Raw genomic sequence first — 22934 nt, forward strand, 5'->3', positions numbered from 1 at the left:
ACATGAAGACCCAAGCTGCCCTCCTGGTCCAGACCGGCCAGCCGCTCGTGCTGGCCGAGATCGAGACCCCCGCCCTCAAGCCGGGCCAGGTGCTGGTCGAGATCGCCTATTCCGGCGCCTGCGGCACCCAGGTGATGGAGTGGCGCGGCGACAAGGGCGAGGACAAATGGGTGCCGCATTGCCTCGGCCACGAGGGCACCGGCACGGTGATCGAGGCCGGCAGCGCCGTCACCAAGGTCAAGGTCGGCGACAAGGTCGTGCTGTCCTGGATCAAAGGCACGGGCATCGAGGCTGGCGGCGCCGTGTATGACTGGGATGGCAAGAAGGTCAACGCCGGCGGCGTCACCACCTTCCAGCGCCACGCTGTCGTCAGCGAGAACCGCCTGACCCTGCTGCCGCCGGACCTGCCGATGGATGTCGCGGTGCTGCTCGGCTGCGCTGCGCCGACCGGCATGGGCGCGGTCTACAACGTGCTCAAGGTGCAGCCCGGCGACGCCGTCGCCGTGTTCGGCACCGGTGGCATCGGCCTGAACGCGCTGATGGCCGCCGCGCTGGCCGGCGCGATGCCGGTGATCGGCATCGACCCGAACCCGACCCGCCGTGCGCTTGCCCAGATCTACGGCGCAACTCATGTCATCGATGCATCCGGCGACGTGCTGGCCGAGATCAAGAAGATCGTGCCGCAGGGCGTTGATCTCGCGGTCGAATCCTCCGGCATTCCGGCCGTGATGGAGCAGGCGATCAATTCCACCCGTCAGCAGGGCGGCCGCGCGGTCGTGATCGGCAACGCCAAGCATGGCGCGGCGCTCACGCTGAATCCCGGCGTCTTCAACCAGGGCAAGAGCCTGCTCGGCACCTGGGGCGGCGACAGCGTTCCGGATCGCGACTACGGCCGCTACGGCCGGCTGCTGAGCTCCGGCCGCTTCCCGGTGCGGGATCTCTTGTCGAAGCCCTACAGCCTCGCCCAGGCCGACCAGGCGCTGCAGGATCTGGCCGCCGGCAAGGTCGGCCGTCCGCTGATCGACATGTCGCTGCGTTAAGTCCAGGCCATGCGGATCGGGATCGACTTCGACAACACGATCGCCTGCTATGACGGCGTGTTTCATGCGGCCGCGCTCGAGCGCGGCCTGATCCCGGCCGACCTCGGCCGCGACAAGAACAGCGTCCGCGACCATCTCAACGGCTCCGGGCGCAAGGACGACTTCACCGAGCTCCAGGGCTATGTCTACGGTGCCCGGATGGACCTGGTGTCGCCCTACCCTGGCTTCGCGGAGTTCGTCGCCGCGGCCCGCCGCGCCGGACATGACCTGTTCATCGTCAGTCATAAGACCAGGCATCCGATTCTCGGCCCGAAGCACGACATGCATGCCGCGGCGCGCGGCTTCCTGACCGACCGCGGACTGATGGGCTCGGCCGCCAGCCAGATCGCGCCGGACCGGGTGTTCTTCGAGCTGACCAAGGACGAGAAGGTCGCCCGTGCGCATGCGCTGGCCTGCGAGGTCTTTGTAGACGACCTGCCGGAGATCCTGGGCATGACCGGATTCCCGCAAGGGATGCGCAAGGTGCTGTTCGACCCGGAGAACCAGTTCGCGACCACGGCCGTCCCTTACGAGCGCCGCGCCTCGTGGGCCGAGATCGCGGCGGATGTCGTCCGTGACCGCGGCTGAGGCCAACGCCGACGCCGCCCTGCTGGCGCTCGCCCAGCGCCTCGCCGCGCAGGCCGGCAAGGCCAGCCCTACGGGACTGACGCGGCTGGCCGGCGGCCGCAACAACCAGGTCTTCCGTCTCGACACGGCCGACGGCCCGCTGGTCCTCAAGCGCTACTTCACCGACGCTCGCGACACCCGCGACCGGCTCGGCGCCGAATGGAGCTTCATCAGCCATGCCTGGTCGCACGGCGTCCGCGTCGTGCCGGAGCCGCTGGCCTGCGATCGCGCCGAACAGGCTGGCCTGTACAGCTTCGTCGAGGGACGCAAGCTGACGGTCGCGGAGCTGGCGCCCGTTCATGTCGATGCCGCGATCGACTTCGTGCTCGCCGTGAATGCTCCGCCCCGCCCGGCGCTGGCGGCCGGATCCGAGGCCTGCTTTTCCCTCGCCGAGCACCTCGCCACCGTCGAGCGCCGGGTGGCGCGGCTGGCGACGCTCGATGCCGACGTGCCCCATGTCGCCGACGCCCGACAGTTCGTGACCGCACGGCTGCAGCCGGCCTGGGCAGAGGTGAAGGCGGCCATTCTGCGCGGCGCCGCGGCCGAAGGGCTTGCCTTGGAGGCCGTCATCCCCGCCGACCAGGTCTGCCTGTCGCCGTCGGATTTCGGCTTCCATAACGCTCTGATCGACGACGCTGATAAGCTCACCTTCCTCGATTTCGAATATGCCGGCCGCGACGACCCGGCCAAGCTCGTCTCCGACTTCTTCTGCCAGCCGGAGGTGCCGGTGCCGCTGGCGGTGCACGAGCATTTCATCGACCGGCTCACGGACGGCCTCGGACTGGACGCGGCCAGCGTCGCGCGCTGCCGGCTCCTGCTCGACGCCTACCAGGTCAAGTGGACCTGCATCATCCTGAACGACTTCCTGCCGCTCGGCGCCACCCGCCGCGCCTTCGCCGACACAGGCGCCTGGGCGCAGCGTTGCGCCGCGCAGCTCGCCAAGGCCGACGCAAAGCTCGACCTCATCGGCGCCACATCCGACTAACCGACATCGTAACGCCCGGAGATCTTCATGGCCTATCGCGAGTTCGTCAGTCTCGTCCACAAATCGACCAAGCGCGACTATCTCGCGCGCGTTACCCAGCGCGACAAGGCCGATGTCGCCGAGATGGCGATCAAGTACGACTACGACTACTGGGACGGCAGCCGCGAGACCGGCTATGGCGGCTACAAATATGACGGCCGCTGGCGCAAGGTCGCCGATGCGATGATCGCGACCTACGGCATCAAGCCCGGCATGCGCGTGCTCGACGTCGGCTCCGGCAAGGGCTTCATCCTGCACGATTTCCGCGAAGCCATCCCGGATCTCGAGGTCGCCGGCATCGACGTCTCCTCCTACGGCATCGAGCACACGATGGAGAGCGTGAAACCGTTCTGCCAGGTCGGCACCGCGGCCAAGCTGCCCTACCCCGACAAGCACTTCGATCTGGTCATCTCGATCAACACGCTGCACAACCTCTACAACTACGATCTCGATGCCGCCCTGCGCGAGATGGAGCGCGTCAGCCGCGGCGCCAAGTATCTCTGCGTCGAGGGCTATCGCAACGAGCGCGAGAAGGTGAACCTGATGTACTGGCAGCTCACCTGCCGCATCTTCCACACCCCCGAGGAATGGGCCTTCGAATTCAAGCGCTCCGGCTACACCGGCGACCACGAGTTCATCTTCTTCGAATGAGCGCCACCAACTCGCCGCAGGCAGAACCACCGATCACCGCCATCGAGCGTCCGTCAACGGATTCGGTGCGGCTCTCGGTCGTCATTCCGAACTATAATCATGGTTCGCTGGTCGGCGATGCTATCCGCGCCTTTGCGCAACAGGAGCCGGCGCCGGACGAGATCATCGTCATCGACGACGGCTCGACCGATGACAGCCTGGCGAGGCTGTCCGCGCTGGCGTCGGAGTTTCCGACCCTGCGGGTTCTGGCGCAGGAGAAGAACCAGGGCACGGTCGCGGCGCTGAACCGCGGCTTGCAGGCTGCTCGCGGCATCTTCATCAATTTTGGCGCTGCCGACGATTTCACGCATCCGGGGCTGTTCAAGGCCACTCTGTCCGCTCTGGAGCGCCATCCCGATGCGGTGCTGGCCTGTACCGAAGGGCTCGCCGTCGACGTGACGCGCCCCGACAGCGCGCAGCCCAGGCCGCCGATCGTGCCGGCTTACGAGGCGGCCTATCTCGGGCCGGGCGAGGTCGCGGCCTTGCTGCGCTACGCCGACAATTGGCTGCTTGCCGGGACGGCAGTGGTGCGACGTGCGGCCATCATCGATGCCGGCGGGTTCGATCCCGTGCTGCGGTCATTTGCGGACGGCCTTCTATTCAAGCAATTGGCCCTGCGGCATGGCTTCTGCTTTAGCCCAACGGTCGGCATGACCTGGAAAATCAGTCCGTCGGGCTATTCGCGCTCGGAAGCGGCGGATCTCTCGCGCAGCTTCGAGGTGATGAACCAGTCGATCGCGCGAATGAAGGCCGATCCGGCGTTCCCAATCTGGTATCCGAAGCTGTTCGAGCGGCGCTGGCGCTTCGGATTAGCGCGCATCGCCATTTCCGCGCAGCCGATGCGGAAAGCCACGCTCCTGCAACTGGCGCGCGGGCCGCTCGGCCCGATCGCGCTCAATTTCGCCGCAGCTTTGGACGGAGCCGCCGGACGCATGATCGCTCTCGCCTGGTTCGTCCTGCAGGAGCGGCCGATGTCGCTGTGGGCGCTCGCCATGACGGCCTGGTTCCGCCGCGCGCGGCACGCGCGGCGCTGACACGAACGTCGCTTCAAGCGGATCAGAGCGCCAGCGAGAAGATTGAGCGCGGGCTCGCCCGCAAGATCGAGGCGAACTTGCCGCCGGCCGCGCTCACAGCGCTGTTGCGCTCGATCACCCGGTCCTCGCTGCTGACCGAGAGAGCCAGCAGGCACAGCTTGATGCCGCGTTCAGCCAGCGCCGCGGAGGGGAGGATCGGCAGGCGCGCGCCGGGCAGATATTTGCCGATCTTCTGCGGCGTGTCGTCGGCCACGAAGTCGATCAGGTCGGCAACGCCCAGGAAGTTGGCGAAGGCGCAGACGAGATGGCCGGCACCGAACAAGGCGATCGGGCCTTGCTCGGCGCGGAACTTGGCGAGCTTCGCGCGCAGTTCGCGACGCGTGGGCTCGAAATCGGCGGCGTAGCTTTCGAGCAGCTGCAACTGGCTCGCATCGGGCGGTTGATCTCGCTTGACCGGGCCGGGGAGGCCGACCTTGCGCGCCAACTGCACGATAGAATTCTCGAAGGGCAGGGGGAACACATCCATGCGGATGGGCTCAAAGCCACCCATGGTCAGGACCGGCGCGAAGGTCTCGGGCGTGAAGTAGAGCGAATGCTCCTCCCAGGGCATGCAGTAGTCGTGCAGCCGCAGGCTGTTGGTACAGTCCGGAATTTCCACCATGACGATGCCGCCGGGCTTGACCAGCGCCGCGATGCCGCCGACGAAATCATGCAGGTTTTCGGCATGTTCGAGAATGTGGCGGACGATCAAGACATCGGCAGCACCGCGCCTGTCTGCGATCGCGGCCATGCGCTCAGGTGTGGTCAGTTTCTGGACCGTCTCGATGCCGCAGGCGGGGTTGGTGAGGCCAAGATCGCCGTCGAGCGTGACCCGCCAGGTTCGTTCGAACCCGTTGCGGCGAAACCGGTCGATCGTGGTGTCATCCTTCGATGTCAGCGCCCCGATCACGCTGTCCGTTGCCACCCCGGGAAGCGCCACGATCTGCTCGACCGCCTGGTCAAGATGCTCTTCCGGCTCGCGCGCGAACAGCCAGTCGTACGGCGGAATCAGCGCCTCATGCGACACAGGTTTCATCAGCTGGATGGTGCCGCAGGTGGCACATTGGCCGAGCACCAGTTCGACGGCATGTTCCGGCGTCTCCCTCTCCGGCAGGAAGAACGACGCCACCGGGTGGCTTCCCAGGTCCAGCGCCTGCTTGACCTCCTGAGCACCGCAAACCAAACACGCCATGTGCGCGATTCCTCTTCAGAGACTTCTAACGACCGTAGCTAGATGCCCGACTTGGCGGCATGAGTAAACAGCGGCCACTACCGGCTGGCACCAGCCGATTCAAGACCGGCGAGGTACGAATGCCCGGCCGCCGGGTCGGTTTCCGGCGGAGCCCAGCTCGCCGCTTCGCTGGAGGTCGGATCGAATGGACCGATCGTGGTTTCCAGGAACACCAGCCATTCCGAGCGGAATATCAAGGTGTGGAAGATGCCCGGCGGCATCTTGTAGAAGAAGCGGCCGCCCTCGGCCGCGGCCGACATCGGCAGGCGTTCCGTCAGCTGTCCATCTTCGTCGAACAGGAGCGTCTCGCAGTTTCCTTCAATGACCGCCAACGTTTCGGAACGGCGCAGGTGACGGTGAGGGCGCACATAGGAGGAGCGGTGCATGACGATCAGCATCTCCTGTTGCAGATCGTCCGACGATGCGTGAAAACAAAGGCGGCAGCGCCGCCGGGGCGATTTCGCCGCCTTGTTCTTCAATAGCTGCACGATTCTGTCGTCGACACCGAGGAAACCGCCATCCGAGTACAGCACCTCGGGCGAAACTTCGCGCAATCGGTGGTCCGGCTGGTCCATGCATTCGTCCAGAAATGCGCTGACTTGTCCACAGCTCCCCGGCGATGGCGCGGTCCCGGAAGGATACCCGGGCCGTGCGGTGGTCGGAGCTTTAGCCCGCCCGCATAAAGGACTTTTGGGTCCACTGCAACGTCGCGATGCGGAGTTTTGCTAGAGTTTGACCGGCGTTTCTGCTTTACCTTGCCTGGAAAATGGAGCGTTGGTCCTGGCTGCCGTGACCGAGCGAGGGCGGGCGTTCGCTGCGCGTGCCAAGCGGAAGGCGTGTCAAGTCCGTCGCACGAAGGCTTTTCGAGGCGCTTTTACGGAATGAAAGTCAAATTTCTGACGGTGATATGGGGGGCTCGGTATATCGACGAGTTCGCCCGCGTCTCGCTCCCTTCCTATTTGTCGCCCCAAAATCTGCCTTGGGTGGCCGAGGCGAACGAGTTGGAAGTCGTCGTTCTAACGTCTGCCGAAGGGCGGGCGCATTTCGAGAAGCAGCCGATCATGGCCCGGCTGAAGGCGCTTTGCTCTGTTCGCTACATTCCGATCGATGATCTGATCGCCGGCGGCGCGTACGGCGTGACTCTGACGGCAGCCTATGCGCGCGGCATCATGGACAGCGGCAGCGAACAGACCAACACCTGCTTCGTGTTCATGAACTCGGACTTCGTGCTGGCAGACGGATCGCTGCGAACACTCGTTAGCAAGATCGCCGAGGGGCATCCTTGCGTGAAGACGCCATCCTTGCGCGCAGTCGCGGAGACCGCTCTGCCATCTCTAGTAAAGGCGCTCTCGCCGGACGGATTTGAGCTGACGCTCAAACCGCGCGATCTGGTCCGCATCGTCCTCGACAACCTGCATCTGACCGTGACAGCCAAGACCATCACCCAGGGCCTCATCACCTGTACCAGCCATACCCAGATCTACTGGCAGGTGGACGACGAGACATTGCTTTGTCGCCATCACCTGATCTTCATGATGGCGGTCAAGCCCGAGGTACCGCTGACGCCGCTGAACTCGTACAGCGACTATGGCTTCATGCCTGAACTGGTCCCGTCGCGGAGATTCACGTTGCTCGGTAACTCCGACGAATTCTTCGTTGCCGAGCTGCAATCATCGAGTTCCGAGCGTAACCTTGTTAAGGGCGGTCAAGCCAGCGTGGACACAATCGCGGCCGAGCTCTGTCAGTGGACCACAGCCGAACACCGGCGCTTCGCCGAAGTAGATGTTGTCTTTCATTCCGGAGATCCCGGCCCGGAACTGGATCGGGCTCGCGCACGCGCAGAGCAGTTCATGACCGAGCTGAAATCGAAGATGACGCGTGAACCAATCGACCACGTTAACCATCCGTATTGGCTCGCCGGCGTTCAGTATTGGGCATCGTTGAGATTCGCCGTTGCTCACCAGACTGTCGTAATGCCGCCGGAATTGGACAGCCGAGACAGCTCGGTAGGCAAGGCGGGAGACCTGAAATCCGCCATCCTTCGGCTCTACAGCCAATTTATTGGCTGGATGAGGAGACAGAGCCGCAGTCTCCCTGACGTCCCGATTTGGCATTATCAGTGGCTGGATTCGTGTTTGCTGCGGGTTTGGATTGCCGAGGTCCAGGCGCGATCGAGATCGCGTACGCTCCTCGTCTGTAGTACGGCCAGCCCTTTGGCCGCTGCGCTGCCACTATACTTCCCGATCGATGTTTGCTCTGAGGCCGCGCTAATTTCCGGAGTTACTCGCGACGCAACACCGTCCGTGCCCGAGCTGCAGGCTATATACGACGACATTCTCATTCATGTTCTCCGCGAGGGAGTCGCCGGAATGGCGAACACCTTGCGGGCGGCTGAAAAACGGTTGGGTCCGGACGGTGTTCTGTCGGTCTTCGTCGAGCATCGCTATCCGGAACTCGATGGAGGGAATCTTTCTGGCGAACTGCCGTACTTTGCCGACCAGTTATTGCCGAAGGACTGGATCAACTACCACTGTCGCGCCCGATTCGCAGGCGGTGAAATAAAATACGTCCTTCGCTGCGCCGAACGTGGAGTTTACCGCTTTTTATGGCCGGTTTCCCTGCGGCGGCTGCCGATGACGGCGGGAGCCGCGCTTGCCTGGGGCCTGCTTGCAGTCATGACGACGCTGAACAATTTTCGGATGCGCCGCCACCAAGCGAGGTTTCCCGCGCACTGTAGCAGTTTGCTGCTGTCCTTGTCCAAACGGATTCTCACTGCGCAGTCGGCTGACCGCACCAGTTCTGGATCGCGGTCGCTGCGGAGTTAGAACCGCTGCCGGCATCGGGATTTGCTATCGCGGGTATCATAACATAGGCTAACCAGCTCCGGCGCTACTTCCGCACGGCCCAATTTTGCGGCATGTTGATTCGGGTAGATTTGTGCCACTTTCTGGCTAGAGTTTGCTGCGGATTTCTGCTTGGACTACAACCGCGGCGGGTGGGCTGGAATTGCCTTCGATCTCGCAAAGTGGAGTCTTTGGCGCCCACATCGGCTAATTGTGACGATCTGTTGGTACGCGACCGGACTGAAGGGCAGCGATGAAAGTCAAGTTTCTGACGGTGATCTGGGGAACTCGGTACATTGACGAGTTCGTCAGGCTTTCACTGCCGTCCTATCTTGCGCCGGGAAATCTGCCCTATGTTGCCGGCCAGACCGAGCTTGAAATGTTGATTCTGACTTCAACCGAGGGGCAGGCTCATTTCTTCGAACTCGCGATCATGGAAAGGGTGCGGGCTCTATGTCCAGTTCGGTTCATTCTCATCGATGATCTGATCACGACCGGTATCTATGGTGTGACCCTGACACTCGCTTACGCGCGCGGCATCATGGATAGCGGGCCAGAACAAACTAATACGCACTTTATTTTCATGAACTCCGACTTCGTGCTGGCCGACGGTTCGTTGCGCGCGACCATATCCAAGCTAGGAGAGGGGTATCCGTGCATCATGGCGCCGTCCTTACGTGCGTCCGCGGAGCCGACACTGCCAATTCTGGCGAGCTCGCTTTCTGACGAAGGGCACTGCCTGGCCGTCCCACCGCGCTCGATGGTGCGACTCGCGTTCGAGAACTTGCATCCGACGGCTGTAGCGAAGACCGTGACCCAGCAGTTCGTCAGTTGCGAAACCCACAACCAGATGTATTGGCAGGTTGATGAGGCGACCCTGCTGGCTCGGTACCACCTCATCTTTATGCTGGCTATCAAGCCCGAGGTGCCGATGCCGCCCGTGAATTCCTATTGCGACTATGGCTTTGTCCCGGAGCTGGTTCCGTCGGGCAAGATCGGCTTCATGGACGATTCGGACGATTTCTTCATGTTGGAGCTGCAGCCGCAAGCGCAGGAGCAGGCGCTGCTTCGCTGCGGCATTAAGAGCGTCGGCAGCATCGCAACCGAACTGTCGCGTTGGACTACCAGCGAACATCGGCGTTGTGCGCAGGTCGATCTCGTTTTCCGCAGCGGCCCCGGTGGGGAAGCGTTGCCGGAAGTCAAGGCGCTTGCTCGAGAGTTCATGGCCGATGTCGCGTCGAGGATGACGCCGAATGCTGTGCCACATGAGGGGCATGAGTACTGGTCGTCTGGCCTGGAGGCCTGGGCTTCCCTGAAGTTCTCGCTGTCTGGCAAATGGACGTGGCCTCCGGAGGTTCTCGATCCCGAAAAGCGGAATGTGCAGGTTCGGAAGAGAACGGATCTGGTCGGACGTTATCACGCGATGCTGCGCGTGGCGCAGGTATATACCGGACGACTTCCGGATGTTCGTATCTGGAATCACCTCTGGCTCGATTCGTGCCTGGTGCTCGATTGGGTAGCGAACGTCATCCAGGTGAAGCCGCGGCGAGTCCTGCTGATCTGTCCTGCTGACAGCTCACTGGCGCGTTATCTTCCGGGGCGGCTCCCGATTGACATCCAGCAGATGCCGAACTCGGTGGGCGAGGAAGGTCCGCACAAGGCCTACGACCGTATCCTGATTCACATCTATCGAGCGAACATCCGTCAGCTCAGGAAGTGGCTCGAAATCGCCGATAGACATTTGGCACACGGGGGCCAATTGGCAGTATTCATCGAGCACCAGAACTCCGAGCTCGAACGAAGCAATTTCTCTAGCGAGCTTTCGCGATACACTCAGGAGGTCCTACCTGCGAACTGGATCGGCTACCGAGTGGAAGGACGTTTCGTCGGCGGTCGTTTCAAACGGAAGCTGAGATTAATCGAAAGGCTCTTTTTTCGTTTTCTTCGGCCCTCATCCATTCAGAAGTTGCCTATGGTCGTTGTCGCCGTGAACTGCTGGTGTGTGTGGGCCACTGTGATGATGTTATACAACATTTTGATGCGAGGGGCGGCGTCGGCTCGTTGCCCAGATTATTGCAGTAGCGCGATGTTGTCGCTATCCAGGCGGAGCCGGAACGCTGATCGCGTCTAAGTGACAGGCCCGATGAGAAAAGGGATTTTGCCGGAGATGAAGCACGATCTTTCGACAGCTGCTGGGAAAAGCCGCGGCGAGGCGATATAATGAGCAATCAGCAAGCATTTCTGGTTGTCGGGGGCGACAGTCTCGTCGGCGGCAGTGTTGTCAGAACGTTGCGCCAGCGCGGGCACACCGCCCTTGAGACCACACGGCGGCCGGATACGGTCGGTCCGGAGCGTGTGCTGCTCGATTTCGAGAGCGAGGCGCCGTTCATCGCTCCGCCTGGTGTGCAATATGCCTTCCTGATCGCGGCCGCGACCAACTATGGTCGCTGCGAAAAGGATCCGATGGCTCGGATCATCAACGTCGAGCTGATCCCGCGCACGGTGGCTTCGCTGTTGGAGCAAGGCCTGTTCGTGACCTACATCTCGACCAATTCCGTCTTCGGTGGCGAGCTGCCATGGCCGAAGGAGGATGACCCGCATCAACCGGGCATCGCCTACGCGAAGCAGAAGTCCGACAGCGAGATCGTCGTGCGTGGTGCCGCGGAGCGGCTGGGTGCGCTGGATCGCCTCAATATCATTCGTCTCACCAAGATCATGAATGCGGGCGTGTCGCCTCTGCCAGCGTGGTTCTCGGCTTGGGAAAAGGGCCAGCCAATCGAGCCTTTTTCCGATCTGGTCTTTGCGCCGATGTCGGTGCGATTCGTGGGTGAGGCCTTGGCGCAAATCGGCCAACAGCGCGTCGCCGGGAACCTGCATCTCTCCGGCGCGGAGAACGTGAACTACGTCGATTTTGCTGCTAAGCTCGCCCGACGGCTCGGTGTCGACCCCGACATGATCCGGCCGACGACGGCGACCGCAAAAGGCATCCATATTGCATTCAAGCCGACCTATAGCGGGCTTGGCATGCAGCGCACAACCAAGTTGTGCGGCGTCACGCCGCAACCGCTCGACGCACTGGTCGAGGACCTCATCACTGACTACCGGGCACAGAAGGCTTGAATGCGATGACCGTGACAAGACGCCAGACATGCCGGCTGTGTGGGTCCCGCAATGTGGAGCGGGTGGTCGAGCTCTCGCCGATCCCGCTGTCGGAGAACTACTCCTACGATCGGGCTATGGCGGCCAGCGCGCCGCGCTACCCCGTCGATGTCTTCATGTGCGGGGATTGCGGCCACGTCCAACAGGTCGACATCATCGATCCCAAGACCCTGTGGGATTCTTACACCTATTTCTCGGGCGATGCCAAAGGCATGCCGGAGCACTTCCAGAACGTCGCTGCCAGAGCCGTGAGGGCGGCGGCCGCGCCGGTCGGTGCCTTGGTCGTCGACATCGGCAGCAATGACGGCTCGCTATTGAAGCCGTTCAAGGCCGCCGGCTACCGTGTGCTCGGCATTGATCCGGCGACAGATGCGTCCAAACGCGCCAATGATGCCGGTATTCCGACCATCACCTCGCTGATGACCAGGGATCTCGCCAGGAAGATCCGCGAGGAGCACGGTCCCGCCCACATCATCTGTGCGTTCAACGTCTTCGCACATGCCGACGATTTGGGCGAGATGGTCGACTGCGTGCGGGAAATGCTGGCGCCCGACGGTCTGTTCTTCTTCGAGGCTCAGTATTTGCTCGATATCGTCGACGGCATGCTGATCGCGACCTTGTTCCACGAACATCTGAGCCATCATTCGGTCAAGCCCCTGATCTCGTTCCTCGACCGTCACGGGCTGCAGTTGATCGCGGTGGAGCGTGCAGCCATTCAGCACGGTTCGCTGATCGGCACCGTTCAGCTAAAGGGCAGCGCACGCCCAGTTCAGGACTCCGTCCGCGAGCTCGTCGCCCTTGAGACCGAGCGCAGGCTGGACAAGCTCGAAACGCTGCACGCCTTCGGTGCAAAGGTGAAGGAACTGCGGACCCGCACAGCCGAGCTCGTTGCCAAGCTAAAAGCGCAGGGCGCCACCATCGCCGGCTATGGCGCGGCGCGTAGCGGCCCGACATTGATCATCCAGATGGGGCTTTCCGGTAAGATCGACTACATCGTGGATGATCATCCGCAGAAGGTTGGACGCTACGCCTCCGGGGACGGCAATCTGGTTGTGCCCACGGCGGAGCTCGTGAAGCGGATGCCGGACTACACGATCATCCTGGCCTGGGTGCACTCGAAGAAGATCATTGAGACCAACCAGGAATACCTCAGCAAGGGTGGCCATTTCATTGTGTTGTGTCCCGAGACCCGGGTCGTAGGCGAGGACGGGGATGTGAGGATCTAAGATGGCAATGATCGGATCAGCGTTGGGGAAGGGTACGCTCATGGAGGACAAGAGGACCAAGGAAACCCAGTATCAGGTCATGGTCGAAGCTGCGTCCGAGCGGGGATACGAGACGCTCGGGCTACGTGGCAGCCAGAGCTGGCACGAGGACCCGAAGCACCTCGTGTTTCGGTTGTCCCGCTATAAGTTCGTGTCCAAGATGTTCTCGGGACGCGAGAAGGTGCTGGAAATCGGTTGCGGCGACGCCTTTGGGACCCGCATCGTGCAGGCCGAGGTCGGCAAGATGACCGCGATCGATTTCGATCCGGTGTTTATCGAGGACGCAAAGAAGCGCATGGCGCCGCGCTGGCAGTTCGAAGCTTTCGTTCACGACATGCTCGATGGGCCCGTTCCTGGGGACTACGATGCCGTTTACGCGCTCGACGTGCTCGAACATATCGAGCCCGCCAAGGAGCGCCTATTCCTATCTAATGCCTTCGCTTCGTTGGATTCCAACGGAGCGGCGATTATCGGCATGCCGTCCATTGAGAGCCAGCCCTATGCATCCGCTCAGTCAAGGATCGGTCACATTAATTGCAAGACCGGTCCGGATCTGCGGCGTCTGCTGGAGGATTACTTCCACAACGTGTTCATGTTTAGTATGAACGACGAGGTCATCCACACTGGTTTTCATAAGATGGCCAATTACATTGCCGCGCTCTGCACCGGCAAGAAGGGTCTGTAGTGTGAAGTCCTGCCCGCTCAGCGCAGCCGTCGGATTTGTCGGCGGATCGGGGCTATTAAAGAAGTCCTTATCGAGGATCCGCGGCTTGCGCGTGCCCGAAAGAGCCGATTTATGTGCGGCATAGTGGGCCTTTTTCGCCCTCGCGGCGCCAATGAAAGTGTACTTGGTGGTTGTGCCGGGCGGATGACCGAAGCGCTGGCTCATCGGGGGCCGGACGCGTGGGGACTATCTATCCTTGCGGAGGCCGGCATCGCCTTCGGTCATCGGCGGCTATCGATCCTCGATCTCTCCGAGGCCGGCGCCCAGCCCATGCGCAGCTCGTGCGGGCGCTACACCATCACCTTCAACGGCGAGATCTACAACCATCTCGAGATTCGGGACGACTTGGAGGCGTGCGGCGTTGCGCCGAACTGGCGCGGCCATTCCGACACCGAAACGCTGCTTGCCGCCATCCGGCAATGGGGCGTCCAGCCCGCGCTCGAGCGCCTGGTCGGCATGTTCGCCTTTGCGCTGTGGGACGCCGGGGCACGATGCCTGATCCTGGCGCGCGATCGCTTTGGCGAGAAGCCGCTGTTCTATGGCTGGAGCGGCGCCGATCTGGTGTTCGGGTCGGAACTGAAGGCGCTGGCGGCGCATCCGTCATGGGCACCAGCGCTAGATCGCGCGGCGCTGACGGCATTCATGCGCTTCTCCTGCGTGCCCGCGCCGGCCACGATCTGGACGGGGATACGCAAGCTGCCGCCGGCCTCGTACGTCGGCTTCCCTGCCGATGCTGCGCCCGGGACCTGGTTCGAGCCGCAGCTTTACTGGTCGCTGCGCCACCATGTCGTTGCTGCGCAGGGCGACCGGATCAGCGGTGAGAGCGAGGCCATCGAACGGCTGGAGCAGCTTCTATCCAAAGCCGTGAAACGGCAGTGCCTGTCCGACGTGCCGCTCGGTGCGTTCCTGTCCGGCGGCGTGGATTCCTCGACCATCGTCGCGCTGATGCAGGCGCAGGCCAGCCGGCCGGTCCGCACCTTCAGCATCGGCTTTGCCGAGGGCGGATACAACGAGGCCGAGGACGCGCGTAGGGTCGCCCAACATCTTGGCACTGATCATACCGAGCTCTATGTCGATGCCCGCACCGCCATGGACGTCGTACCCAAGCTGCCGCGCATCTATGACGAGCCGTTCGCCGACTCCTCACAGATTCCGACCCATCTGGTGGCGCAGCTGGCGCGCCAGCATGTCACCGTCGCGCTGTCGGGCGATGCAGGTGACGAATTGTTCGGTGGCTATAACCGCCATGTCTGGGGCGGGGGGCTGCAGGCGCGTCTCGGCCTCCTGCCGATGCCGTTGCGGCGTGCGATCGGTGCCGCGCTTGGTGCATTAGCGCCGGAGCCGGCCGATACGATTCTCAACGCCCTACAGCCCGTGTTGCCGGCCCGATGGAAGGTCCGCCATGCCGGCGACCAGGTCGCCAAGCTCGGGCGCATCATTGCCGCCGATGGCCTTGATGCGCTGTATCGGACGCTGAGCTCGATCGACCAGGATCCGGCCGCAACGGTGATGGGAGGCGCGGAGCGTCCGAGCTGGGCAGAGAATGAGATGCAGCTGACTGCTCAGCTCGATCCGCTCGATCGCATGACGCTCGCCGATGCCCTGAGCTATCTAAGCGATGACATCCTGCAGAAGTTGGATCGTGCGGCGATGGCGGTGGCGCTGGAGACACGCGTGCCTTTCCTCGACAAGGACGTCGTTGAGTTCTCAACGAGGGTTCCTCCTCGGATGAAGGTCCGTGATGGGCGCGGCAAATGGCTGGTGCGTCAGGTGCTGTACCGGCACGTGCCGGCGGAGATGATCGATCGGCCGAAAACCGGATTCAGCATTCCGCTCGATACGTGGCTGCGCGGCCCGCTGAAATCATGGGCCGCAGACCTGCTGTCACCGGCTCGCCTCAAGCGGCAGGGCCTGTTCGATCCGATCCGGGTGACACGCATGTTCGACGAGCATCTCAGCCGGCGCCACAACCATTCCTACTGGCTGTGGAACGTCCTGATGGCCGAGGCGTGGTACGACGCGTGGGCCCGTCCCTAATAGTTCAGTCTTCCGCGATTGCCGGCACGGCCAGTCGGCCTGCGCCCTTCTCGGCGCTGAAAATCCACACCACGCCGCCCATGCCTCCGATGATGAAATAGACCGTACCAAACAGGATCGAGACCACCGTGCCGTCGGCCGGAGCGAGCCCGGCATAGCCGAACGCGACCATCATCGTCGCCTCGCGAACGCCCCAGCCGGCGATCGAGATCGGCAGCATCGTGATCAGCATGATCGGCGGAGTCAGCAGGAACAGTTGTTCGAACGCCGCGGGCGCCGCGATGGAGCGCACCGCGCACCAGGCGATGACGACGGCGAGCACGTGAATCGACAGCGACAGCGCGGCAATCTTTGCAGCCGTGCTCCGGCCGAAGATCACCTTGTTCGCGATCACCGAGCAGGCATAGACGTGGCGCGTCGGCCACCACGCCTTCATCCATTTGGCCGGCAGATGGCCGATGGTGAGGAAGCCGACGCCGGCCGCCAGCGCGGCGGCGTCGACCAGCACCAGGGCCAGCCGCCCGTGCTCGTCAGCGATCATGCCATAGCTCCACGGCAGGCTCGCGACGATGATCAGCGCCAGCGCAATGAAGCCGACGGCGCGGTCGGTCAGGATCGAGTAGCTGGCCGCGCGCCAGCCGGCGCCGGTGCGCCCGATCAGCCAGAGACGCACGGCATCGCCGCCGATCGAGGACGGCAGGGTCTGATTGAAGAAGGCGCCGATCATGTTGTAGCGGAACGCCTGCATGTCCGTCAGCGGCGCGCCGCACAGCGCGGAGATCTCGCGCCACCGCAGGGCGCCGATGAAGATCTGCACCAGCGTGATGGCTACCGCCAGCCCGATCCAGCCGATGTTGATCTGGCTGAGCCGCTCGCGGATCGCCGCAAAGTTGATCCCGCGCAAAGCGAGATACAGCAGGGCCAGCGACACCACGATCCGGAGGAGAAGAATCAAAAACGCACGCATGCCAGGCTGGCTTCGCTCTTGGTTGAAACGGTCCAAGCCGAGTGCGATACGCGCAACTCCCGTCCTGGCAAGGCCGGACCCCGGTCGAGGGGAGCCTTAGCCGCCCCTTGCGGTCCTGATGCCCCGGTGGCTAAACAGTCGCAGGGGTGGCGTCAATGGCCTCCGAAACGACCGGAATATCAATTTATGTCTCATGGCCGGAAGATTGCGGTGATAGGCCTTGGCTATGTCGGCCTGCCGGTCGCGGCTGCGTTCGCGCGGACAGGCTGGCCCACGATCGGATTCGATATCGATGCGGTCCGGGTCGCGGAGCTGAAGGACGCAAGGGACCGGACCTGCGAGGTCGATGCGGCCGATCTGCGCCGGCCGGGCCTGCGCTTCACCAGCGAGCCGGACGATATCGCGACTGCCGATTTTTTCATCGTCACCGTTCCGACCCCGATCGACAACGCGCGGCGGCCCGATCTCGGCGCCATGTTGGCCGCGACGCGCACGGTGGGAGCCGTTCTGAAACGCGGTGACATCGTCGTCTATGAGTCGACCGTGTACCCGGGTGCCGTGGAAGAAGACTGCGTCCCGTTACTGGAGAGCTGCTCGGGGCTGAAGGCGGGGACGGATTTCAACGTCGGCTATTCGCCGGAGCGCATCAATCCCGGCGACAAGACGCATCGCTTCGAGACCATCACCAAGGTGGTCTCGGCACAGAATCCGCAGACGCTCGCGATCGTCGCCGCCGTCTACGGCTCGGTCGTCACCGCCGGCATCCATCGCGCGCCCTCGATCAAGGTCGCCGAGGCGGCCAAGGTGATCGAGAACACCCAGCGCGATCTCAACATCGCCTTCATGAACGAGCTGTCGCTGATCTTCCAGGCACTGGAGATCGATACCGGCGACGTGCTCGCGGCTGCCGCGACCAAGTGGAACTTCCTGCCGTTCACCCCCGGCCTGGTCGGCGGCCACTGCATCGGCGTCGATCCCTATTACCTCACCTACCGCGCCGAGAAGGCGGGCTACCATCCCGAGGTGATCCTGGCGGGCCGCCGCATCAATGACGAGATGGGCCGGCGCATCGCGCGCGAATGCATCCGCGGATTGCTGCGGCGGAAGGGCCGGGGGGGCGTAGTCACCATTCTCGGCATGACGTTCAAGGAGAACGTGCCGGACATCCGCAATTCGCGGGTGATCGACATCATCAGCGAATTGCAGTCGTTCGGCGTCGAGGTGCAGATCGCCGATCCCCTCGCCGATGCAGCGGCGGTGCACGAGGAGTATGGCATCGGCCTGACGGCGATCGAGGCGCTGCGCCCAGCCGACGCGGTGGTGTTGGCCGTGTCGCACGATCAGTATCTCGCCGGAGGCTGGGCTCTCGTGCAGGGCCTGCTGCGCGAGGAGAGCGGCCTCGTGCTCGACGTGAAGATGAAGCTCGACCGCGCGAGCAAACCCGCCGCCATCGAACTGTGGCGACCCTGACGGAGCGACCATGGCAGATCATCCCATCCTCGTGACCGGCGCCGCCGGCTTCATCGGATTTCACCTATCGCAGCGGCTGCTCGCCGAGGGACGGCAGGTGGTCGGCATCGACAACATCAACGCCTATTACGATCCGAAGCTGAAGGAAGCGCGCCTCGACATTCTCAAGAGGCAGCCCGGCTTCACCTTCCACAAGCTCGATCTCGTCGACCGCGCCGGCATCAAGGCGCTGTTCGCCCAGCATCGCTTTCCCATCGTGGTGCATCTCGCCGCTCAGGCCGGCGTGCGCTACTCGCTGGAAAATCCGCACGCCTATGTCGACGCCAATCTCGAAGGCTTCATCAACGTCCTCGAAGGCTGCCGCCATCACGGCTGCGAGCACCTGCTGTTTGCCTCGTCCTCGTCGGTCTATGGCGCCAACACCAAGTTGCCGTTCTCGGTCAAGGACAATGTCGATCATCCGATCAGCCTCTATGCGGCGAGCAAGAAGGCGAACGAGCTGATGGCGCATTCCTACAGCCATCTGTACCGGCTGCCGGCGACCGGTCTGCGCTTCTTCACCGTCTACGGTCCCTGGGGCCGGCCCGACATGGCGATGTTCATCTTCGCCACGGCCATCCTCGCCGGACGGCCGGTCAAGCTGTTCAATCATGGCCGGATGCGGCGTGATTTTACCTATGTCGATGACATCGTGCAGGCCATCGTCCGCCTGATCGGCCGCCCGCCCCAGGGAAACCCGGATTGGGATGGAAACAGGCCCGATCCGTCGAGCAGCCGGGCGCCATGGCGGATTTACAATATCGGCAACAATCATCCCGAACAGCTGATGGACGTGATAACGTTGTTGGAGAAGGAATTTGGGCGGCCGGCCATCAGGGAAATGCTGCCGATGCAGCCCGGCGACGTCGAGGCGACCTATGCTGATGTCAGCGACCTCGAACGCGACATCGGCTTCCGGCCGGCGACGTCGACCGCCGACGGCATCGGACGTTTTGCGAAATGGTACCGCGACTATCACCGAATTTAACGGGTTGATTCATGACCGGACGCATCATTCCTCTCATCATGTGCGGCGGCGCCGGGACTCGGCTGTGGCCGGCCTCGCGGGAGGTTCGCCCAAAGCAGTTCCTGCCGCTGTTCGGCGCCCGTTCCACGTTCCAGGACACGCTGCTGCGCGTCTCCGATGCCGACTTGTTCGAACGGCCGATCATCATCACCAACCTGGCCTATCGCTTCATGGTGCTCGAGCAACTGGCCGAGATCGGCATCGAGGCCGACGTCCTGCTGGAGCCGCTGCGGCGTGATTCTGGCCCGGCCATCGCAGCCGGAGCTGCGTTCGCCCAGTCGCGCCATCAGGACGCTGTCGTGCTGGCACTCGCGGCCGATCACGTCGTCCGCGACACTGCGGCCTTCCTCGCGGCGTGCCGGCAGGGGCTCGCTGCCGCCGAGGCCGGCCGCATCGTCACCTTCGGCGTCAATCCGGAGCGCGCGGCCACCGAATATGGCTATATCAGCCCGGGTGCATCGGTATCCGGGGAAGTGCGGGCCGTCGCGAAGTTCGTCGAGAAGCCGGATCAGCCGACCGCCGAGCGCTACATTCGCGAAGGCTATCTCTGGAACAGCGGCAACTTCATGTTCCGCGCATCGGTCCTGCTCGATGAATACCGCAAGTTCGATGCGGGCAGCGTGCAGACGGTGATCGACGCTGTCTCCAAGGCCGGCCGCGACCTCAGCTTCATCATCCTGGACTCCGATGCCTTCGCGGCGGCCAAGCCGATCTCGATCGACTATGCCGTGATGGAAAAGACCGAACGTGCCGCCGTGGTGGCGGTGTCGTGCGGTTGGTCCGATGTCGGCTCCTGGCATGCGGTCTGGGAACTGTCCGACAAGGACGGGCAGGGCAATGCCGCGCGCGGCACCGCCGTGTTCGAGGATTCCCGCAACTGCAACGTGGTCACCGACAAGGCGCTGGTCGCGCTCGAGGGCGTCGACGATCTCGTCGTGGTGGCGGCGCAGGATGCCGTGCTGGTGTCGCGCCAGCGCGATGCCAACGGGTTGAAGCGGCTGGTCGCCAAGCTCAAGACCGTCGCGCCCGAAGTGACCGAGGCGCACATCAAGGTGCATCGGCCCTGGGGCAGCTATCAGTCGGTCGACAATGGCGAGCGTCACCAGGTCAAGCGCATCATCGTCAAGCCCGGCCAGCGGCTGTCGCTGCAGAAGCACTATCACCGCTCCGAGCACTGGATCGTAGTGCGCGGCGCGGCGCGGGTCACCATCAACGAGACGGTCAAGACCGTGCACGAGAACGAATCGATCTACATTCCGATGGGCGCGGTGCACCGGCTGGAGAACCCGGGCAAGATCCTGCTGGAACTGATCGAGGTCCAGACCGGGTCCTATCTCGGCGAGGACGACATCATCCGCATCGAGGACGATTACCGTCGCGAGTAGGGCGGGGTCTCGCCGCGAATCACGCGAGCCGTGCTAGATAGCCCCGGACGTCGTACGCCGGAGAGCTTCCTTGCAAAGCACGATCGGATCGCGCGCGTTCCAGAACGCGCGCCTGCAGAAGAAGAACCGCAAGCAGGCCGACGGCCTGCTGCCGAAGGCCGTCGAGGCCTACAGGGCGGGCCGGCATGCCGATGCCCAGGCCATCTGCGGTCAGGCGCTGGCCCTCGTGCCCGATCATTTCGACGCTCTTCACCTTCTCGGCGCCTCGGCGCTCGATAGCGGTCGGCTCGACCTCGCCGAGCAGGCCCTGACCCGCGCCGTCGCGGTGGAGCCGCGCAATGCCGAGGCCCTGGCCAATCTCGGCCTCGTGCTGTTCAGCATGAAGCGCTACGAGGAGGCGCGCGCGGTGCAGGAGCGCGCCGTCGCGCTCAAGCCCAATTTCGCCACCGCGCTGACGAGCCTCGGCAACACCCTGATGAACATGCAGCTGTTCGCGCAGGCGATCGAGGTGCATGACCGCGCCATCGCGCTGAAGCCCGACTTCGCCGACGCCTACTGCAATCGCGGCATGGCGCAACTGCTCCTGCTGCGCAACGAGGAGGCCAGACAGAGCTTCGACCGCGCCTTGGCGCTGGCGCCGCGGCACATGCAGGCGACCTTCGGCAAGGGATTGGTCAGCATCAATCTGCGGCACCTCGAGCAGGCGCTCGCCGCCTTCAACGTCGCGCTTGCCATGAAGCCGGGCACGGCGGCCGTCATCGCGCAGCGTGGCCGCCTCTATGTGCAGATGGGACGGTTCGCCGAGGCCGAGGCCGATTTCGATGCCGCGCTGGCGACCGACCCCGGGCTCGAGGCGGCGCTGCTCGGCAAGGCGCATGTCTGCGTGCTCACCGAGCGGATCGCTCCGGCGATGCTCGCCTGCAAGCGGGTGCTGGAGCAGAATCCGGCGTCGGAGGTGGCGCTGATCTGGCTCGGCACGTGCTTGGCGAAGCAGGGCGACACGGCCGGCGCCATGCAGCATTTCGACCGCGCGCTCGAGATCAATCCGACATTCGAGGACGCTATCCTCAAGAAGATCTTCGCGCTCGATTTCATTGCCGAGGCTGACTTCGCCATGCAGCAGGCGGCCCGACGCGAATGGTGGGACCGGATCGGCGCCGCGCTGCCCCGCCGTCATCTCAAGGACCGCAACCTCGATCCCGAGCGGCTGATCATCGTCGGTTACGTGTCGTCAGACTTCCGGAGCCATTCGGCGGCGCTCTCGTTCATGCCGGTGCTCCGCCTGCATGACCACAAGGCCTTTCGGGTCATCTGCTATTCCAGCTCGCCGCTGCGCGATGGCGTGACGGAGCAGTTCATGTCCTTCGCCGACGGCTGGGTCGATGCCTGCCAGCTGGCGGACGACGAACTGGCCGACCGGATCGAGGCCGACAATGTCGATATTCTGGTCGATCTCTCCGGCCACTCGGCCGGCAATCGTCTTGCGGTTTTTGCGCGGCGCCCGGCTCCGATCCAGGCGAGCGCCTGGGGGCATCCGACCGGCACTGGACTGCCAACGATGGACTACGTGCTGGCCGACCCTGTCTCGATTCCGCCGGCGGTCCGGCACCTCTTCGCCGAGCAGATCTACGATCTGCCGTGCATGGTGACGATGGATGCGATCGTCGGCGTCGCCCAAACGCCGCTGCCGATGCTGCGGAACGGTTACGTGACCTTTGGCGTCTTCAACCGCATCGACAAGATCTCCGACGCCGCGCTGGCCGTGTGGTCGAGGCTGTTGCAGGAGATGCCGAGCGCGAGGATCATCATCAAGAACGGTGCGCTCGATGACGCCTATCTGCGGGACACCTTGATCGGTCGCTTCGTCAGCCATGGCATCGCCGCGGAGCGCGTCCGTTGTCTCGGCTCCAGCGCGCGCAACGAGCATCTGGCGGAATTCGCTGCGATCGACATGTCGCTGGACCCCTTCCCGCAGAACGGTGGTGCCAGCACCTGGGAGTCGCTGCACATGGGCGTGCCCGTCATCACCAAGCTCGGGTCGACGCCGTCGGCGCGCGCCGGCGGTGCGGTCGTGACCGCGGTCGGCCTCGGCGACTGGGCCGCCGAGGACGATGAAGGCTACCTCGCCATCGCACACCGTCATGCCGGCGATCCGGAGGGCCTGGCGAAGCTGCGTGCGGAGCTCCCACAGATGATCCTGAGCTCCGCCGCCGGCAATGTCGAGACCTACACGCGCAAGGTCGAGGAGGGGTACCGTCAGTTCTGGCGCCGGTACTGCACCTCCGCCTGACCGT

Annotated in this window: 18 protein-coding genes; 15 read left to right on the forward strand and 3 right to left on the reverse strand. The window is 63.6% G+C overall.

Features of this window, described 5'->3' with window-relative positions:
- The first annotated feature begins 2 nt into the window (after positions 1-2).
- From QW887_RS15905 to QW887_RS15925, 5 genes are read left to right on the forward strand one after another with little or no spacing between them, the layout of a single operon-like run.
- Positions 3-1040, forward strand: a complete 1038-nt coding sequence (locus QW887_RS15905; protein ID WP_315753230.1) for a zinc-binding dehydrogenase — start codon at positions 3-5, stop codon at positions 1038-1040.
- Between the two features lie 9 nt (positions 1041-1049).
- Positions 1050-1667 carry a hypothetical protein gene (locus tag QW887_RS15910; RefSeq protein WP_315828210.1) on the forward strand — a complete coding sequence of 206 codons (618 nt, stop codon included), beginning with the start codon at positions 1050-1052 and terminating at the stop codon, positions 1665-1667.
- Positions 1645-2691 (forward strand): aminoglycoside phosphotransferase family protein, encoded by a 1047-nt coding sequence (locus tag QW887_RS15915; protein WP_316194688.1) that lies wholly within the window; start codon positions 1645-1647, stop codon positions 2689-2691. Before QW887_RS15910 ends, QW887_RS15915 begins: the two co-directional genes overlap by 23 nt.
- Positions 2692-2718: 27 nt before the next feature.
- The gene (locus tag QW887_RS15920) at positions 2719-3381 is read left to right on the forward strand and encodes a class I SAM-dependent methyltransferase (protein WP_315712807.1); all 663 of its coding nucleotides are present in this window, start codon (positions 2719-2721) and stop codon (positions 3379-3381) included.
- The gene (locus tag QW887_RS15925) at positions 3378-4454 is read left to right on the forward strand and encodes a glycosyltransferase family A protein (protein WP_316167204.1); all 1077 of its coding nucleotides are present in this window, start codon (positions 3378-3380) and stop codon (positions 4452-4454) included. The genes QW887_RS15920 and QW887_RS15925 overlap by 4 nt, the downstream gene beginning before the upstream one ends.
- Before the next feature lie 22 nt (positions 4455-4476).
- On the opposite strand, the gene QW887_RS15930 is transcribed toward QW887_RS15925, so the two are convergent.
- Both QW887_RS15930 and QW887_RS15935 read right to left on the reverse strand, forming a co-directional pair.
- Positions 4477-5685, reverse strand: a complete 1209-nt coding sequence (locus tag QW887_RS15930) for a methyltransferase domain-containing protein (RefSeq protein ID WP_316167203.1) — start codon at positions 5683-5685, stop codon at positions 4477-4479.
- A 77-nt stretch (positions 5686-5762) separates the two neighbouring features.
- Entirely contained in the window at positions 5763-6299 is a 537-nt protein-coding gene (locus QW887_RS15935; RefSeq protein ID WP_316167201.1) for a WbuC family cupin fold metalloprotein, read from the reverse strand.
- A 306-nt stretch (positions 6300-6605) separates the two neighbouring features.
- Between QW887_RS15935 and QW887_RS15940 the strand changes: the two genes are divergently transcribed.
- From QW887_RS15940 to asnB, 6 genes are all read left to right on the forward strand, one after another.
- Complete coding sequence (locus QW887_RS15940; RefSeq protein ID WP_316167200.1) at positions 6606-8549, forward strand: hypothetical protein; 1944 nt, start codon at positions 6606-6608, stop codon at positions 8547-8549.
- Between the two features lie 271 nt (positions 8550-8820).
- Positions 8821-10698 carry a hypothetical protein gene (locus QW887_RS15945; protein ID WP_316167197.1) on the forward strand — a complete coding sequence of 626 codons (1878 nt, stop codon included), beginning with the start codon at positions 8821-8823 and terminating at the stop codon, positions 10696-10698.
- Between the two features lie 89 nt (positions 10699-10787).
- The gene (locus QW887_RS15950) at positions 10788-11687 is read left to right on the forward strand and encodes a sugar nucleotide-binding protein (RefSeq protein WP_316194689.1); all 900 of its coding nucleotides are present in this window, start codon (positions 10788-10790) and stop codon (positions 11685-11687) included.
- Positions 11688-11692: 5 nt separating this feature from the next.
- Entirely contained in the window at positions 11693-12952 is a 1260-nt protein-coding gene (locus tag QW887_RS15955; protein WP_316167245.1) for a class I SAM-dependent methyltransferase, read from the forward strand.
- Position 12953: 1 nt separating this feature from the next.
- On the forward strand, positions 12954-13676 hold the full coding sequence (locus tag QW887_RS15960; protein WP_315758401.1) for a class I SAM-dependent methyltransferase: 723 nt from the start codon (positions 12954-12956) through the stop codon (positions 13674-13676).
- A 111-nt stretch (positions 13677-13787) separates the two neighbouring features.
- Positions 13788-15752 carry an asparagine synthase (glutamine-hydrolyzing) gene (gene asnB, locus QW887_RS15965; RefSeq protein ID WP_316167196.1) on the forward strand — a complete coding sequence of 655 codons (1965 nt, stop codon included), beginning with the start codon at positions 13788-13790 and terminating at the stop codon, positions 15750-15752.
- Between the two features lie 4 nt (positions 15753-15756).
- Here the strand turns inward: asnB and QW887_RS15970 are convergent, their stop codons facing one another.
- Positions 15757-16719, reverse strand: coding sequence for a lysylphosphatidylglycerol synthase transmembrane domain-containing protein (locus QW887_RS15970; protein WP_316167194.1), 963 nt, complete (start codon positions 16717-16719; stop codon positions 15757-15759).
- Positions 16720-16905: 186 nt separating this feature from the next.
- Here QW887_RS15970 and QW887_RS15975 point away from each other — a divergent pair, with 186 nt between their 5' ends.
- The 4 genes from QW887_RS15975 (at position 16906) to QW887_RS15990 (ending at position 22930) form a co-directional block, all read left to right on the forward strand.
- The gene (locus QW887_RS15975) at positions 16906-18189 is read left to right on the forward strand and encodes a nucleotide sugar dehydrogenase (RefSeq protein WP_316167192.1); all 1284 of its coding nucleotides are present in this window, start codon (positions 16906-16908) and stop codon (positions 18187-18189) included.
- 10 nt (positions 18190-18199) lie between these two features.
- Positions 18200-19216: an NAD-dependent epimerase gene (locus tag QW887_RS15980; RefSeq protein ID WP_316167190.1), complete on the forward strand. Its 1017-nt coding sequence runs from the start codon at positions 18200-18202 to the stop codon at positions 19214-19216.
- 11 nt (positions 19217-19227) lie between these two features.
- Positions 19228-20640 carry a mannose-1-phosphate guanylyltransferase/mannose-6-phosphate isomerase gene (locus tag QW887_RS15985; protein ID WP_316167188.1) on the forward strand — a complete coding sequence of 471 codons (1413 nt, stop codon included), beginning with the start codon at positions 19228-19230 and terminating at the stop codon, positions 20638-20640.
- A gap of 70 nt (positions 20641-20710) precedes the next feature.
- A complete protein-coding gene (locus tag QW887_RS15990) occupies positions 20711-22930 on the forward strand; it encodes a tetratricopeptide repeat protein (protein ID WP_316167186.1) in 2220 nt (739 codons plus the stop codon).
- The last annotated feature ends 4 nt before the right edge of the window (positions 22931-22934 follow it).

The sequence above is a fragment of the Bradyrhizobium sp. SZCCHNRI3052 genome (assembly GCF_032484895.1).
Taxonomy (GTDB): Bacteria; Pseudomonadota; Alphaproteobacteria; order Rhizobiales; family Xanthobacteraceae; genus Bradyrhizobium.